At 70.2% G+C, this 14,147-nt stretch carries 15 protein-coding genes; 5 read left to right on the forward strand and 10 right to left on the reverse strand.

What is annotated here, in order from left to right; genetic code table 11:
* Positions 1 to 163: 163 nt before the first annotated feature.
* From AC1DU4_RS16380 to AC1DU4_RS16400, 5 genes are all read right to left on the reverse strand, one after another.
* Entirely contained in the window at positions 164 to 1,324 is a 1,161-nt protein-coding gene (locus AC1DU4_RS16380; protein WP_477841512.1) for an acyl-CoA dehydrogenase, read from the reverse strand.
* Between the two features lie 183 nt (positions 1,325 to 1,507).
* A complete protein-coding gene (locus AC1DU4_RS16385; RefSeq protein WP_072843643.1) occupies positions 1,508 to 2,182 on the reverse strand; it encodes a TetR family transcriptional regulator in 675 nt (224 codons plus the stop codon).
* 84 nt (positions 2,183 to 2,266) lie between these two features.
* On the reverse strand, positions 2,267 to 3,373 hold the full coding sequence (locus AC1DU4_RS16390) for an Rv3169 family protein (RefSeq protein ID WP_477841514.1): 1,107 nt from the start codon (positions 3,371 to 3,373) through the stop codon (positions 2,267 to 2,269).
* Between the two features lie 121 nt (positions 3,374 to 3,494).
* Positions 3,495 to 4,013, reverse strand: coding sequence for a 5-(carboxyamino)imidazole ribonucleotide mutase (gene purE / locus AC1DU4_RS16395; RefSeq protein WP_477841516.1), 519 nt, complete (start codon positions 4,011 to 4,013; stop codon positions 3,495 to 3,497).
* Positions 3,997 to 5,277: a 5-(carboxyamino)imidazole ribonucleotide synthase gene (locus AC1DU4_RS16400; RefSeq protein ID WP_477841518.1), complete on the reverse strand. Its 1,281-nt coding sequence runs from the start codon at positions 5,275 to 5,277 to the stop codon at positions 3,997 to 3,999. Before AC1DU4_RS16400 ends, purE begins: the two co-directional genes overlap by 17 nt.
* A 136-nt stretch (positions 5,278 to 5,413) precedes the next feature.
* Between AC1DU4_RS16400 and AC1DU4_RS16405 the strand changes: the two genes are divergently transcribed.
* On the forward strand, positions 5,414 to 5,974 hold the full coding sequence (locus AC1DU4_RS16405; protein WP_477841520.1) for a GtrA family protein: 561 nt from the start codon (positions 5,414 to 5,416) through the stop codon (positions 5,972 to 5,974).
* Between the two features lie 3 nt (positions 5,975 to 5,977).
* Here the strand turns inward: AC1DU4_RS16405 and AC1DU4_RS16410 are convergent, their stop codons facing one another.
* From AC1DU4_RS16410 to AC1DU4_RS16425, 4 genes are read right to left on the reverse strand one after another with little or no spacing between them, the layout of a single operon-like run.
* A complete protein-coding gene (locus AC1DU4_RS16410) occupies positions 5,978 to 7,282 on the reverse strand; it encodes a sensor histidine kinase (RefSeq protein ID WP_477841522.1) in 1,305 nt (434 codons plus the stop codon).
* A gap of 12 nt (positions 7,283 to 7,294) precedes the next feature.
* Positions 7,295 to 7,972, reverse strand: a complete 678-nt coding sequence (locus tag AC1DU4_RS16415; RefSeq protein WP_477841524.1) for a response regulator transcription factor — start codon at positions 7,970 to 7,972, stop codon at positions 7,295 to 7,297.
* A 49-nt stretch (positions 7,973 to 8,021) separates the two neighbouring features.
* Complete coding sequence (locus AC1DU4_RS16420; RefSeq protein WP_477841526.1) at positions 8,022 to 8,561, reverse strand: PH domain-containing protein; 540 nt, start codon at positions 8,559 to 8,561, stop codon at positions 8,022 to 8,024.
* Between the two features lie 17 nt (positions 8,562 to 8,578).
* Positions 8,579 to 9,832 (reverse strand): AI-2E family transporter, encoded by a 1,254-nt coding sequence (locus tag AC1DU4_RS16425; protein ID WP_477841528.1) that lies wholly within the window; start codon positions 9,830 to 9,832, stop codon positions 8,579 to 8,581.
* A 203-nt stretch (positions 9,833 to 10,035) separates the two neighbouring features.
* Here AC1DU4_RS16425 and AC1DU4_RS16430 point away from each other — a divergent pair, with 203 nt between their 5' ends.
* The gene (locus AC1DU4_RS16430; RefSeq protein ID WP_477841529.1) at positions 10,036 to 10,455 is read left to right on the forward strand and encodes a DUF7144 family membrane protein; all 420 of its coding nucleotides are present in this window, start codon (positions 10,036 to 10,038) and stop codon (positions 10,453 to 10,455) included.
* An 84-nt stretch (positions 10,456 to 10,539) separates the two neighbouring features.
* On the opposite strand, the gene AC1DU4_RS16435 is transcribed toward AC1DU4_RS16430, so the two are convergent.
* Entirely contained in the window at positions 10,540 to 11,382 is an 843-nt protein-coding gene (locus tag AC1DU4_RS16435) for a biotin--[acetyl-CoA-carboxylase] ligase (RefSeq protein ID WP_477841531.1), read from the reverse strand.
* A 159-nt stretch (positions 11,383 to 11,541) separates the two neighbouring features.
* Here AC1DU4_RS16435 and AC1DU4_RS16440 point away from each other — a divergent pair, with 159 nt between their 5' ends.
* The 3 genes from AC1DU4_RS16440 to AC1DU4_RS16450 are packed head-to-tail and all read left to right on the forward strand — an operon-like array spanning position 11,542 to position 14,140.
* A complete protein-coding gene (locus AC1DU4_RS16440) occupies positions 11,542 to 13,182 on the forward strand; it encodes an acyl-CoA carboxylase subunit beta (RefSeq protein WP_072843655.1) in 1,641 nt (546 codons plus the stop codon).
* A 17-nt stretch (positions 13,183 to 13,199) separates the two neighbouring features.
* Positions 13,200 to 13,502 (forward strand): acyl-CoA carboxylase epsilon subunit, encoded by a 303-nt coding sequence (locus tag AC1DU4_RS16445; protein ID WP_477841533.1) that lies wholly within the window; start codon positions 13,200 to 13,202, stop codon positions 13,500 to 13,502.
* Positions 13,499 to 14,140, forward strand: a complete 642-nt coding sequence (locus AC1DU4_RS16450) for a Maf family protein (RefSeq protein ID WP_477841535.1) — start codon at positions 13,499 to 13,501, stop codon at positions 14,138 to 14,140. Before AC1DU4_RS16445 ends, AC1DU4_RS16450 begins: the two co-directional genes overlap by 4 nt.
* The last annotated feature ends 7 nt before the right edge of the window (positions 14,141 to 14,147 follow it).

Below are 14,147 nucleotides of genomic sequence, written 5' to 3' on the forward strand. Positions count from 1 at the left end.
CCAGCGTAGCCACCGGACGGCGCCGCACCGCACCGCGGCCACGGCCGACCCCACAAACGCCAGTTCCCCGATGTCACATCGGGTGTCCCGGGGGGAACCGATGTGACATCGGGGAACGTGGGGCGGTGGGCCGCAGGGCCTACCGAGGGGCTGTGCGGTCAGCTCACTTGAGCAGCGCGCGGGACATCACGACCCGCTGAATCTGGTTGGTGCCCTCGTAGATCTGGGTGATCTTGGCGTCGCGCATCATCCGCTCGACCGGGAAGTCGGTGGTGTATCCGGCGCCGCCGAACAGCTGCACTGCGTCGGTGGTGACCTCCATCGCGACGTCCGACGCGAAGCACTTCGCGGCGGCCGAGATGAAGCCGAGGTTCTTCTCGCCACGCTCGGCGCGTGCCGCCGAGGTGTAGACCATCAGGCGTGCGGCCTCGACCTTCATCGCCATGTCGGCGAGCATGAACTGCACGGCCTGGTTGTCGGCGATGGCGCGGCCGAACTGCTTGCGGTCCTTGGTGTAGGCCAACGCGGCGTCGAGCGCGCCCTGGGCCAGGCCGACGGCCTGCGCACCGATGGTCGGGCGGGTGTGGTCGAGCGTCTGCAGCGCGGTCTTGAAGCCGGTGCCGGGCTCGCCGATGATGCGGTCGCCCGGGATGCGGCAGTTCTCGAAGTACAGCTCTGCGGTCGGCGAACCCTTGATGCCGAGCTTGTGCTCGAGCGGGCCGACGGTGAAGCCCTCGTCGTCCTTGTGCACCATGAACGAGCTGATGCCGTTGGCGCCCTTGTCCGCGTCGGTCACGGCCATCACGGTGTACCAGGCGGACTGGCCGCCGTTGGTGATCCAGCACTTGGAGCCGTTGAGGATCCAGTCGTCGCCGTCCGCCTTGGCTCGGGTGCGCATCGCGGCGGCGTCGGAGCCGGCCTCGCGCTCGGACAGCGCGTAGGAGGCCATCGCGTCGCCGGCGGCGATCGACGGGAGCACCTGCGCCTTGAGCTCCTCGGAGCCGTTCAGGATCAGGCCCATGGTGCCGAGCTTGTTCACGGCGGGGATCRGCGACGACGAGCCGCAGACGCGGGCGACCTCTTCGATGACGATGCAGGTGGCGACCGAGTCGGCACCCTGTCCGCCGAACTCCTCCGGCACGTGCACGGCGTTGAAGCCGGAGTTGACGAGGGCGATCCGCGCCTCCTCGGGGAAGCGGGCCTTCTCGTCGACCTCCTTGGCGTACGGCGCGATCTCCTTCTCCGAAAGCGCGCGGATCGCCGCCCGGAGCTCGTCGTGCTCTTCGGCGAGCTTGAACAGGTCGAAGTCCGAGTTTCCAGCCATCTGCAGCTCCTCTGGGAGAAAGTGGTGATCCGCCGCGACCGAAGTCCGACGCGGCACTCAGTGCCAAACTGAGGCCACTATACCCCAACCACCGGGACGTTCCTGGCACACTACGTGCCACGGTGCGGCACCGAGTGCCAGGCTCTGCGCAGGATTGGCGCCGCCTCCACTCCGGTCCCGCGGTCAGCGCCCCGAACCCAGCCGCTCCTGCAGCAGGTCCGCCACCCGGTTCGGCGCGGTCCCGCGCGGGAAGACCGCAACCACCATCTCGTCGGCGAACCCGTCCGCTCCCGCGGCCCGGTGGACCCGCGTCCGGATCTCGGCCAGCGCGGCGCGCAACTCGCCCGAGGTGGCGCGCACCCCGTCGCGCACCATCCGACGCAGCAGGTAGTTGTGGGTGGCGGTCACCGAGGCCGCGAACTGCACCAGCTCGAGGTCCGCCTCGTCGGGCAACTCACGACGCAGGTACTCCACGAACAGCCGCTCGTAGCGGTAGCCCGTCACGATCTCCCGGTCCCGCAACGCCGGCACGCCCTGGACCACCGCGTAGCGCCGTTCGGCCACGTCCCGCCAGTGCGAGAAGCGCTCGAACACCAGCATCGCGGCGTCACACACGGCCTTCCACGGGTCGTCGTGGTCGGCGTCCAGGTACTCGGCGGCCTGGGTCAGCAGCGTCTCGTGGTCGGCGAAGACCACGTCCTCCTTCGCCCGGAACTGCCGGAAGAAGGTGCGCCGCGAGATGCCCGCCGCCTCCGCGATCTCGTCGACGGTGGTGGCCTCGTAGCCCTTCTCGGCAAACAGCCGCAATGCCTCCGCCACCACTGTGAGCCGAAACTGTGCGGGATCGTCGCTGGGCATGCGGACCAGCGTAGGCCCTGCGGGCCTGTGCGCCTTTCCGGCAGCCGGAGCCACCAGAAAGGCGCACAGGCGGCGGGGCCGCCGCTAGGGGGCGACCGACGACCAGTCGGCGAACCCGGTGGGATCGTGCCTGCCGAGGCTCGCGTGCTCGAACAGGCCGGCGCCGGGCTCACCGTTGCAGGTGGCGCTGGCTGAGAAGTCGCTGACGCCGAAGGGAATACGGCCCGCGATCGCCGGGTCGGTGAGGTCGTAGACCGCGCGTTCGACCCACTTGCGGCCGCGCCACTGGCCGTGCGTCCACTCGGGATCGCCGCCGTAGCCCGCGCCGACGTGCAGCGCGATCCCGGTTCGCGGGGTCACCTCGATCGTCACCGGGCTGCCGTCGGCCGCGGTCAGGTGCAGGGTGGCCGCCCGGGCCCGCCGGGTGCCGGAGACGTAGTCGAACTCGACCCGCGGCCAGCCGAGCTGCTCGATCCGGCCGTCGTTCCAGACCCGGGTCGCGTCGTTGAGAGTGCGGAACCCGTCCGGGCTCTCCTGGATGATCACGATCACCGAGAACTCCTCGAACCGCAGCGGCACGTACAGCCACCAGAAGCCCTCGGACGGGCTGTCGACGAGCCGGCCCGCCGGGTCGCCGTCGCCGACCGGGCGGATCCCCCACGACCGGTCGCGGGTGCCCATCCACCGGTCCGGATCGACGACGACGTCCTCGCCGTCGACCGACAGCACGCCCGACCAGGTGCCGGTCTGGGCGAACCGGCTCGAATCCAGCTGCGGCCGCAGCCCGTTCATGAGCAGGTGCGGCTGCTCCTGCACCGCGGGGCAGGAGCCCTCCCAGGTGAGGTCGAATCCGAGGCCGCCGACGTCGTCGCCCTCGCACACCACCCGCAGCCGCCGTAGCGGCTCGAGGACCTCGATGCGGAAGCCGCCGACCGCCAGGTCCAGCGAACGCTCCTCGAGCGCGTCGGAGAACCGCACCGCCCACTGCCGATCACCCTTGCGGACGGTCGCGAACGCATCGGTGACACCCAGGTTCGGGTACGCCCCGAAGCCGGTCACCAGGAACAGGTCGCCCTCGGTGTCGAGGGCGTTGAAGTACGAACGGTCGTAGAAGTTCTTGTCGCTGGTGGCGACCCGCGCCATCGACAGCGGGGTCTGGTGGATCGGGTACTCGTCAAGCGGCGCAGGCATGTCGACTCTCCCAGGTTGGAATTCGTTGCAACGATGAACGTAAATCCGAACGTCGCAGAATCTAACCCGAAAGGCCCGCCCCGATGCGCGAAACGGGCAACTGCCCGCCCGCGCTTCTCGGTCAGCCCAGCAGCTTGGCGCGCAGCGCCGCGTCCTTCTCGAGCACCATCGACTCGAGGCCTGCCTGGAACTTCTCCATCGCCGCCCGCAGCGCCGGGTCCGACGCCCCGAGGATCCGCGCCGCCAGCAGGCCCGCGTTGCGGGCGCCGCCGATGGACACGGTCGCGACCGGAACCCCGGCCGGCATCTGCACGATCGACAGGAGCGAGTCCATCCCGTCGAGGTACTTCAGCGGCACCGGCACGCCGATCACCGGCAGCGCGGTCGCCGACGCGACCATGCCGGGCAGGTGCGCGGCCCCGCCGGCGCCCGCGATGATCACCTTCAGCCCGCGACCGGCCGCCTCGCGGGCGTAGTCCAGCATCCGCTGCGGGGTGCGGTGCGCGGAGACCACGCCGACCTCGAACCGGATCCCGAACTCCGCCAACGCCTCCGCCGCGGCCTCCATCGTCGGCCAGTCGGAGTCGCTGCCCATGATCAGGCCGACCTGAGGCCCGTTCGAATCACTCACCGTGCACATCCCATCCGTCGGTCCACTCCCCGTGCGAGAGCCAGTGCGCCGCACGCTCGGCGCGCTCGCGCACCTGCGCCACGTACGCCGCGTCGTCGATCGAACCGACGGCCGCGCCGACCACGTTCACGTGCCCGATCTTGCGGTCCTTGCGCTCGCCCTTGCCGTACAGGTGCACCTTCGCGTCCGGCATCCGGGCGAACAGGTGGTGCAGCCGCTCGTCCATGCTCATCGCCGGCGCCTCGGGCGCCCCGAGCACGTTCGCCATCACCGTCACCGGCGCGATGGGCGAGGTGTCGCCCAACGGGTAGTCGAGCACCGCCCGCAGGTGCTGCTCGAACTGCGAGGTCCGCGCGCCGTCCTGCGTCCAGTGTCCGGAGTTGTGCGGTCGCATGGCCAGCTCGTTGACCACCAGCCGGCCGTCCGTGGTCTCGAAGAGCTCCACCGCCATCGCCCCGACCGCGCCGAGCTCGGCCGAGATCCGCAACGCCAACTGCTCGGCCTCGGTCGCGAGCTCCGCGGGCAGGTCGGCCGCGGGCGCGATCACCACGGCACACTGCCCGTCCCGCTGCACGGTCTCCACCACCGGCCAGGTGGCACCCTGGCCGTACGGCGAGCGCGCGACCATGGCGGACAGCTCGCGACGCATCGAGACCTTCTGCTCGACCATCAACCGCACGCCCTTGTCGAGCTGCTCGGTGACGATCGCCTCGGCCGACTCGGCGTCGGTCGGCATCCACACGCCCCGGCCGTCGTAGCCGCCGCGGACCGCCTTGACGACGATCTGCCAGCCGTGCTCGTTGCCGAAGCGCTCCACGTCCCCGGCCCAGGTCACCTCGGCGAAGGCCGGCACCGGCACACCCAGCTCGGCGAGCCGCCTGCGCATCGCCAGCTTGTCCTGCGCGAAGACCAGCGCGTGCGGCGGCGGCTGCACGTTGACGCCCTCGGCGACCAGCACCTCGAGGTGTTCGGTGGGCACGTGCTCGTGGTCGAAGGTGAGCGCGTTCGAGCCGACCGCGACCCGGCGCAGCGCGTCCAGGTCGGTGTGGCTGCCGAGCACCACGTCGGAGCTGACCTGCGCGGCCGGCTCGTCCGGTCCGCCGGAGAGCACCCGCAGGCACTGGCCCAGCTCGATCGCGGCCTGGTGCGTCATCCTCGCCAGCTGCCCGCCACCGATCATCGCGACCACCGGCATGCCGGTGCTCGGGCCTCGTGGGCTGGTGGGGCGGGGCTGGGATCCGGGTTCAACGCTCACGACTGAACATGGTGTCATGCCCGGTTCGCCGTGGGTACGTCGAGGTCGGCGGCACCCACCCGGAGGCGACGGACGCCCCGCCCATCCTGATAGCTGCCTGAGATCGGAGTGTCCGTCGCACGTCACACCGGGCTCTTTCGTAGACTCAACCGTTGTGTCATTTATCGATCAAGTCGTGAGCCGCCTCCCCCAACCCCTGCGGGGGCTGGTGTTGCAGCATCACGAACTGGTCAAGTTMGCCCTCGTCGGCGGCACCACGATGATCTTCGACCTCGCGATCTTCTACTCGCTGAGCCTGACGATCCTCGAAGAGAAGCCCGTCGTCGCCAAGATCATCTCCGGCGTGATGGCGACGATCCTGAGCTACATCCTCAACCGTGAGTGGGCGTTCAAGCACCGCGGCGGACGCGAGCGCCACCACGAGGCGCTGCTGTTCTTCACCATCAGCGCCGTCGGCGTGGGCCTGGCCGCCGCCCCGCTGTGGATCGCGAACAACGTCTTCGACATCCGCGGCACGCAGGACGTCACCACCGTGGTGATCGTCGACTTCGTGCTCAACTACATCATCGGCAACCTGCTGCAGATGGTCTTCCGGTTCTGGGCGCTGCGCCGCTTCGCGTTCCCCGAGGAGAACGGCCGCGTCGAGCCCGACGGCACCATCGCGTTCGACGCGACCCCGGACCAGCTCGCCGAGGAAGAACTCGACCACAGCTGAGGGCTATCGCGGTTCGACCGGCGCGACGGGATCCTCACCGCGGGCGGTCGGCACGAACACCGCGAACAGCGCCGGTCGACGGCTCTGCAGTGCGAGGCGTCCGCCGTCGGCCTCGACCAGCGCCCGCGCCAGTGCCAGGCCCACCCCGGTCGACCCCGCCCCGGAGAACCCGCGTTCGAAGATGTGCGGGGCCAGCGCGTCGCTGACGCCCATGCCCTCGTCCGACACCTCCACGCACACCATCGCGTCGCGGCGAGGCTCTACGCCCGGCACCATCCGCACCAGCACCGTGCAGGTGCCCGCGCCGTGCCGCAACGCGTTGTCGACCAGGACCGACACCGACTCCCGCAGTCGCGGCGCCGTCGCCGACGCCCACAGGTCCGGCGACCCGCGCAGCACCAGCGACCGTCCGGCCTGCTCGAACTGCGGCTGCCACTCCGCGACCACCGTCCTCAGCTCCGCCAGCACCGGCACCCGGCGGTGCCCGCCGCCGAGATCCCGGGACGAGCGCACCAGGTCGTCGATCGCCTGCGTGAGCCGGTCCACCTGGGCGAGCGCCTCGTCCGCCTCGTGGACCACCGCCGGGTCCGGGTGCACGGACAGCTCGTCGAGCCGCAACCGGACCGCGGTGAGCCGGCTCCGCAGCTGATGGGAGACGTCGCCGACGAGCTCACGCTCGCGCTGCAGGCGCCCCGCGATCTCGACGGTCGCGGAGTCCAGCACGTCCGAGACGCGGTCGAGTTCGGGGATCCCGTGCCGCCGCGCGTCCTGACGGAAGTCGCCCTGCGCCAGCCGGGCTGCGCGGTCCGCCACGTCCTGCAACGGGTCCGCCAGCCGACGGGCGGTGACCGATGCCACCGCCACACCCGCGCCGAAGGTCACCAGCACCACCAGCCCGACGGCGGCGGCGGCCTGCCGCTGCATCGTCTGCATCCGGTCGGCCGACACCTCGAGCCGCAGCGAACCGGACTTGCCCATCGAGATCGACTCGACGAGCGGATCGTCGAGCGGCTCCGCCCCGATCTCGACGCGGGCGACCGAGTCGTCGGGCATCGGGTAGGTCACCGAGAGCCGGCCGCCGTCCGGGATCGCCAACCGCAGCGTGTCGACGTCGAGCCCGCCCTCGATCACGCCGGCCTCGCCCTCCTGCGCGATGATCTCGTCGGCCAGTTGGTCGAGCCGGTTCTGCAGGCTGGTCCGACTGAAGTCCTCGACCCACATCCAGCCGAGGTACATCAGCGGCAGGCCGAGCAGCAGACCGGTGAGCAGGACGACCGCGACGATGGACTGCAGGATGCGACGACGCACTTCGGCGGCCTGTCAGTTGTTGAAGCGGAACCCGACACCGCGGACGGTGGCGATGCGACGTTCGGCGACCGGACCCTCGTCACCGATCTTCCGACGCAACCACGACATGTGCATGTCCAGCGTCTTCGACCCGCGCAGGTCCGCGTCGCCCCACACCTCGTGCAGGATGACGTCGCGCGAGACCACCTCGCCGGCCCGGTCGATGAGCACCTTGAGGAGTTCGTACTCCTTGTTGGCCAGGGCGATCTCGGTCCCGCCGACCAGCACCCGGCGGGCGGCCGCCTCGAGCCGGATGTCGCCGACCTCCACCACCGAGTCGTCGGCGTTGCCGCCGCGGCGCATCAGGGCGCGCACCCGGGCCATCAGCTCGGCCAGCCGGAACGGCTTGCCGACGTAGTCGTCCGCGCCCGCGTCGAGGCCGACCACGAAGTCCACCTCGTCGGTTCGCGCGGTGAGCATCAGCACCGCCAGGCTGGACCCCTTGGCGCGCAACTGGCGGCAGACCTCGAGCCCGTCGACGCCGGGCAGCCCGAGGTCGAGGATCAGCAGCTTGAAGGACCCGCCCAGGGCCATGTCGAGCGTCTCGGGTCCGGTCTGGGCGACGGTCACGGTGTAGCCCTCGCGACCCAGCGCGCGGGAGAGCGGCGTGGCAATGGCCTCGTCGTCCTCGGCAAGTAGTACGGCAGTCACGTCACCACAGTACGGAGCCGCGCAACCGCTGCGTATCCGTTGCCACCGATCAGCCGAAATCGACTGCTCCGCCGGGGTTCTCCCCCGGGTCCAGGTACGTCGAGTCGAACACCTGGTGGTACAGCAGCGAATGCACCCGCTGCACGTCCGGGATGTCCTCGAACTCGAGCGGATCGTCGGCGGCCGACACGATCACCAGGGTCCCGGTCCTCAGCATCCGGTCGAGCAGACCGTGCCGGAACTGCACATTGCTGATCCGGCCCAGCGGGATGTCGATGCCCGTGTGGGTGATCACGCCGTGCCGGATCAGCACCCGGCGGTCGGTGATGATGAAGTGCGTCGACTTCCAGCTGACGAGCGTGCCGACGCATCGCCAGCCGACGATCCCGAGCCACCCCGCGAGCACGACGAGGAGGCCCACCGTGCGCGCCGCCCCCTCGAGCCGGGACTGGGCGAGGCCGGCGAGGAACCCGGCGGCCGCCGTCGCGAGGAGAAACGTGATCGCCGGCAGCAGCAGCATCTTCCAGTGCGGGTGCCGATGCAGCAGCAGTTCCTCGTCCGCGGCGAGGGCATCGTCCGGGTATCCCATGCGCGAAATTGTGCCACCTAGTCGCGGCCGGACGCCGTGCCCTCCGCGGCCACCACTGCGGCGCCGTCGGTCGGGTCCACGGACGCGTCCAGTACCGCCTCGGTGACCTCCGACTGCGCCGCCGACTGCAGGGCGGCGGCGCGCTCCGCGGCCTCCTGTTCGGCGGTCGCGAGTTCCTCCGGACTCGGCGCGGACCCGGTGATCAACGCGTTCGCCCACCGCGTCGACGGGTCGATGTCGAGCAGCAACGCCTTGGCGAGCAGCGTCATCGGGATCGCCAGCAGCGCACCCAGCGGCCCGATCACCCAGCCCCAGAACACCAATGCCAAGAACGTGAGCGTCACCGACAGGCCGACGGCCTCGCCGACGAACTTCGGCTGGATCACCGACTGGATGAGGACGTTGATGACGCTGTAGAGGACGATCACCCAGAGCATCAGCGTCGGGCCCCCCTCCAACAGCGCGATCAGCGCGGGCGGGATCAGGCCGATGACGAAGCCGATGTTCGGGATGTAGTTGGTGATGAAGGAGAGCAGTCCCCACAGGATCGGCAGCGGGATGCCCATGGCCCAGAGCACACCCGCGTCGATCACGGCGACGATGAGGCCGAAGACCGTCGAGACGATGAGGTAGCTGCGCGTGCCGCTGGCGAAGGAGGAGAACGCGTAGGCAATGTCCGCACGGGAGTAGGCAACCGCCCGCATCCGTTCCCCGAACGAACTCGCGTCCATAGCCATGAAGATCAGCAGCGCCAGGATGAAGAAGAGGTTCGAGAAGACGCCGAGCAAACCGAGCAGCACGTCGTCGACCAGGCCGATGACCTTGCCGAGATCGATGCTCGAGAGCGCCTTCTCCACCTGTTCGGACCCGATGTCCAGCTGCGCGAACTGGTTCTGCAGGTTGGCGATCAGCTCGTCGGCCTTGTCGGTGTACTGCGGCAGCAGCGTGGCCAACTGGGCGATCGAGACAATCAGCGCCGCAACGAGACCGAGCAGGATCAGGTAGACCGCGGTCAGCGTCGAGATCACCGCGACCCACTTGGGCGCGCCCTTGCGCTGCACCCAGTCGCCGAGCGGCTGCACCCCCACCACCAGCATCAGCGCCAGGAACACCGGCCCGACGATCCCGGCGAAGGCCCTCGTGCCGGCCACCGCAACCACGGCGCCCGCGAGGCCGAGCAGCACGATCAACCCGCGCGGGAGGGTCGACTGGGGCACCGGGGACGGCGGGGCGGACGCGGGCGTCGCGGCCCCGCCGGAATAGGTCGTCAAATGAGTTGTCCTTCCTCGGCCACTGAGTCAGCACCGAGGTTCGCACCGGGGCGGCCGGGGCGGCATCACCCACGGCGGATGACTTCGCAACCGGCGAAGCTCACCCCCCACGGATGATGTCCGACCTGCGGCGACGCCGACAGAATTCTTGCGAAGTGCACCATGCTCATCACTCGCCACCGACAAGACGAGAGGAACCAGCCATGACGGACCAAACTGCAACCCACCAGGCTGAGAACACTGTCAAGCAAGGTTTCGCGGCCGGGGCCTCCATCGCCGCCGCTGTTCTGTTGATGACCGTCGGCATCCTGCAGCTGTTCCAGGGCATCTCCGCCGTCGCCAAGGACAACCTCCTGGTGGTCGGCCCCGAGTACACCTACCAGTTCGACGTCACCACCTGGGGCTGGATCCACATCGTGGTCGGCATCCTGATCGCGCTGACGGGCCTCGCGCTGCTCAGCGGCGCCACCTGGGCGCGGGTCACCGCCATCGTGCTGGCGGCGCTGTCGATCATCGCCAACTTCTTGTGGCTGCCGTACTACCCGCTGTGGTCGATCCTGATCATCGCGCTCGACGTCGTGGTGATCTGGGCAGTGACCACCTGGGACAACGACCGCTACTGAGCCAACCGGGCACAGACGCGACGGAGGGCGCGGGTCGAGAAGGACCCGCGCCCTCCGTGCGTCCGGACACGTCCGGACGCCAGCTCAGTCCCGCGGCCGCAGGTGCGTGACGTCGCCGGCCGCGACCGCCACCGGCTCACCGCCGCCGTCCGGCAGCACCACGATGCGGCCCTGTTCGTCGACGTCCGTCGCGACACCGAGGAGCTCGCGGTCCCCCGGCAGGCTCACCCGGACCGGCTGGCCGATCGTCGCGCAGCGGGCGCGGTAGTCCGCCGCGAGGCCCCCGGTGGCCCAGCCGTCCTCGCGCCACGCGTTCCACTGGACCGCCAACTCCCGCAGCACCCCGCGCAGCAACGTGTCCCGGTCGATGGTGGCCGCGCCCGCCAGCGCCAGCGACGTCGCGGTCGGGACCGGGAGCTCGTCCTCGGTGAGGCTGACGTTGAGCCCGACGCCCACCACCACCGAGGGCACCGGCACCGTCTGCGACACCTCCGCGAGGATGCCCGCCACCTTCCGGCCCCCGACGAGCACGTCGTTGGGCCACTTGAGGCTCGCATCCACCTCCGCCACCGAGCGCAGCGCGTTGACCACCGCGACCCCGGTGAGCAGCGGGAGCCAGCCGAGGCTGGAGATCTCGAGGCCGGGCATGCGCAGCAGCACCGACACCGACAGCGCCGACCGCGGCGGCGCCACCCAGGAGCGGGCGTGCCGGCCACGGCCGTGGTCCTGGAACTCCGCGACCAGCACCGCGCGGTCGAGGTCCGAGTCGGCGGCGCGCGCGAGCAGGTCGGCGTTGGTCGAGCCGGTCTCCTCGACCAGGTCGAGGCTCGCGTAGAAGGCCCGGGAGTCGCCGTCGGGCCCCGAGCTCACCAGGGCCTCGCGCAGGGCGTCCGGGTCGAGGGGTGGCCGGTTCAGGTCGGTGTACATGCCCCCGAGCCTATGGGCGGCCCGGTCGGCGCGCGACCCTCCGATCGGCCGGCCGATTCGACGCCGACTTGATACTCGCCAGTAGCTTGGGTTCAATGGTTGTACCCAATCTGCCCTCGGTCGACGGTCCCCGGAACCCTCTGGATAAACTCTGTCCTTATGACGAGTGTCCAGGACCCCACCGCGCAAGAGGCGTCGAGCACCCCTGATATCCACACGACGGCAGGAAAGCTCGCTGACCTGCACCGACGCCAGGCGGAAGCCATGCTCCCGAGCGGCGAGGCCGCCGTCGAGCGCGTCCACGCCAAGGGGAAACTGACCGCCCGGGAACGCATCACCGCGCTCCTCGACGAGGGCTCCTTCGTCGAGCTCGACGCGCTCGCCCGGCACCGCAGTGTCAACTTCGGTCTGGCCGACAACCGGCCCGCGGGTGACGGCGTCGTCACCGGTTACGGCACCGTCGACGGCCGCGACGTCTGCGTGTTCAGCCAGGACGCCACCGTCTTCGGCGGCAGCCTCGGCGAGATCTACGGCGAGAAGATCGTCAAGGTCATGGACCTGGCGCTGCGGACCGGCCGCCCGCTCGTCGGCATCAACGAGGGCGCCGGCGCTCGCATCCAGGAGGGCGTCGTCTCGCTCGGCCTGTACGGCGAGATCTTCCACCGCAACGTCCAGGCGTCCGGTGTGATCCCGCAGATCTCGCTGATCATGGGCCCTGCCGCCGGCGGCCACGTCTACTCCCCCGCCCTCACCGACTTCGTGGTGATGGTCGACCAGACCTCGCAGATGTTCGTCACCGGCCCCGACGTGATCAAGACCGTCACCGGCGAGGACGTCACCATGGAGGACCTGGGCGGCGCCCACACCCACATGGTCAAGTCCGGCGTCGCGCACTACGTCGCCTCCGGCGAGCAGGACGCCCTCGACTACGTCAAGGACCTGCTGTCCTACCTGCCGTCGAACAACCAGGCCGCCGCCCCGCGCCTGGCGCCGTCCGACCCGATCGACGGCTCCATCGAGGACTCGCTCACCCCCGAGGACCTCGAGCTGGACACGATCATCCCGGACTCGGCCAACCAGCCGTACGACATGCACGAGGTCATCCGTCGCCTGCTCGACGACGACGAGTTCCTCGAGGTGCAGGCCGAGCGCGCCGCGAACATCATCGTCGGCTTCGGTCGCGTGGACGGCCGCAGCGTCGGCATCGTCGCGAACCAGCCGATGCAGTTCGCCGGCTGCCTCGACATCGACGCGTCCGAGAAGGCCGCGCGCTTCGTGCGCACCTGCGACGCGTTCAACGTCCCGATCATCACCCTGGTGGACGTGCCCGGCTTCCTGCCCGGCACCGACCAGGAGTACAACGGCATCATCCGCCGCGGCGCGAAGCTGCTCTACGCCTACGGCGAGGCGACGGTCGGCAAGATCACCGTCATCACCCGCAAGGCGTACGGCGGAGCGTACGACGTGATGGGCTCCAAGCACATGGGTGCCGACGTCAACCTGGCGTGGCCGACCGCGCAGATCGCCGTGATGGGTGCCTCGGGCGCCGTCGGCTTCGTCTACCGCAAGCAACTCAAGGACGCCGCGGCGTCGGGCGCCGACGTGGACGCGCTGCGCCTGGAGCTGCAGAACGAGTACGAGGACACCCTGGTGAACCCGTACGTGGCGGCCGAGCGCGGCTACGTCGACGCGGTCATCCCGCCGTCGCACACCCGTGGCCAGATCGTTGCCGCCCTGCGACTCCTTGAGCGCAAGATGGTGACGCTTCCCCCCAAGAAGCATGGGAACATCCCGCTGTGACGACGACAGGCGACATCTTGAGCGACTCCGTACTCGAAGACGTCGAGGTGCTGGCCGAGGCCGCGGCGACCGTCGACTCCGCCGCTGAGGCGGAGGCCGCGGCGACGGGCGCAGCCGACACCCGGACGCCGTTCCTCACGGTGCTCAAGGGCTCTCCGACGGACGCCGACGTGGCCGCACTGGTGACCGTGTTCGCGGCCGCAGCTGCGGCGGCGGACAGCGTGGTGGACAACACCCCGCAGGACCGCTGGGGTGAGCCGGTGCAGATGCACCGCACGCGCGCACCGTTCTCCCCGTACTCGTTCCAGAACCGGGCGTGACCCGGCTGGTCCTCGCCTCGGCCTCGCCTGCGCGGTTGACAGTGCTGCGCAAGGCGGGGATCGAGCCGTACGTCCACGTCTCGGGCGTCGACGAGGACGCGGTCCAAGCCGCGCTCGGCCCCCGGGCCGCACCGGAGCACGTCGTCACGGAGCTCGCCCGGGCGAAAGCATCGGCGGTCCTGCCGGACCTCCCCGCCGAGATCGTCGCGGACGCCGTGGTGATCGGCTGCGACTCGATGCTGCTGATCGACGACGAACTACAGGGCAAGCCGCACACCGCGGCCGTCGCCCGAGCCCGCTGGCGGTCCATGGCCGGCCGCAGCGGCACCCTGCTGACCGGGCACTGCGTGCTGCGGGTCCGTGACGGTGCCGTCGTCGACGAAGCCGCCGCGGACAGCGCGACGGTGGTGCACTTCGGGACACCGTCGGGCGACGACCTCGAGGCCTACCTCGAATCCGGCGAACCCATGCAGGTCGCGGGGGCCTTCACCCTCGACGGGCTCGGCGGCTGGTTCATCGACCGGATCGAGGGCGACCCGTCCAGCGTGATCGGCATCGGCCTGCCGCTGGTCCGGCGTCTGCTCGGCGACCTGGGCGTCGGGATCTCCGAACTCTGGGCGTCGACCCCCGCCGACTGAAACTCAC

It is taken from the genome of Rhodococcus sp. P4_F5 (genome assembly GCF_056401315.1).

What these genes read in the sequence shown, in the direction of transcription:
- AC1DU4_RS16390 (WP_477841514.1), bottom strand. Translation starts at nt 3,373, where the DNA reads ATGCCTGCGCCGCTTGACGAGTACCCGATCCACCAGACCCCGCTGTCG.
- AC1DU4_RS16440 (WP_072843655.1), top strand. Translation starts at nt 11,542, where the DNA reads ATGACGAGTGTCCAGGACCCCACCGCGCAAGAGGCGTCGAGCACCCCT.
- purE (WP_477841516.1), bottom strand. Translation starts at nt 4,013, where the DNA reads ATGTGCACGGTGAGTGATTCGAACGGGCCTCAGGTCGGCCTGATCATG.
- AC1DU4_RS16420 (WP_477841526.1), bottom strand. Translation starts at nt 8,561, where the DNA reads ATGGGATACCCGGACGATGCCCTCGCCGCGGACGAGGAACTGCTGCTG.
- AC1DU4_RS16400 (WP_477841518.1), bottom strand. Translation starts at nt 5,277, where the DNA reads ATGACACCATGTTCAGTCGTGAGCGTTGAACCCGGATCCCAGCCCCGC.
- AC1DU4_RS16430 (WP_477841529.1), top strand. Translation starts at nt 10,036, where the DNA reads ATGACGGACCAAACTGCAACCCACCAGGCTGAGAACACTGTCAAGCAA.
- AC1DU4_RS16435 (WP_477841531.1), bottom strand. Translation starts at nt 11,382, where the DNA reads ATGTACACCGACCTGAACCGGCCACCCCTCGACCCGGACGCCCTGCGC.
- AC1DU4_RS16385 (WP_072843643.1), bottom strand. Translation starts at nt 2,182, where the DNA reads ATGCCCAGCGACGATCCCGCACAGTTTCGGCTCACAGTGGTGGCGGAG.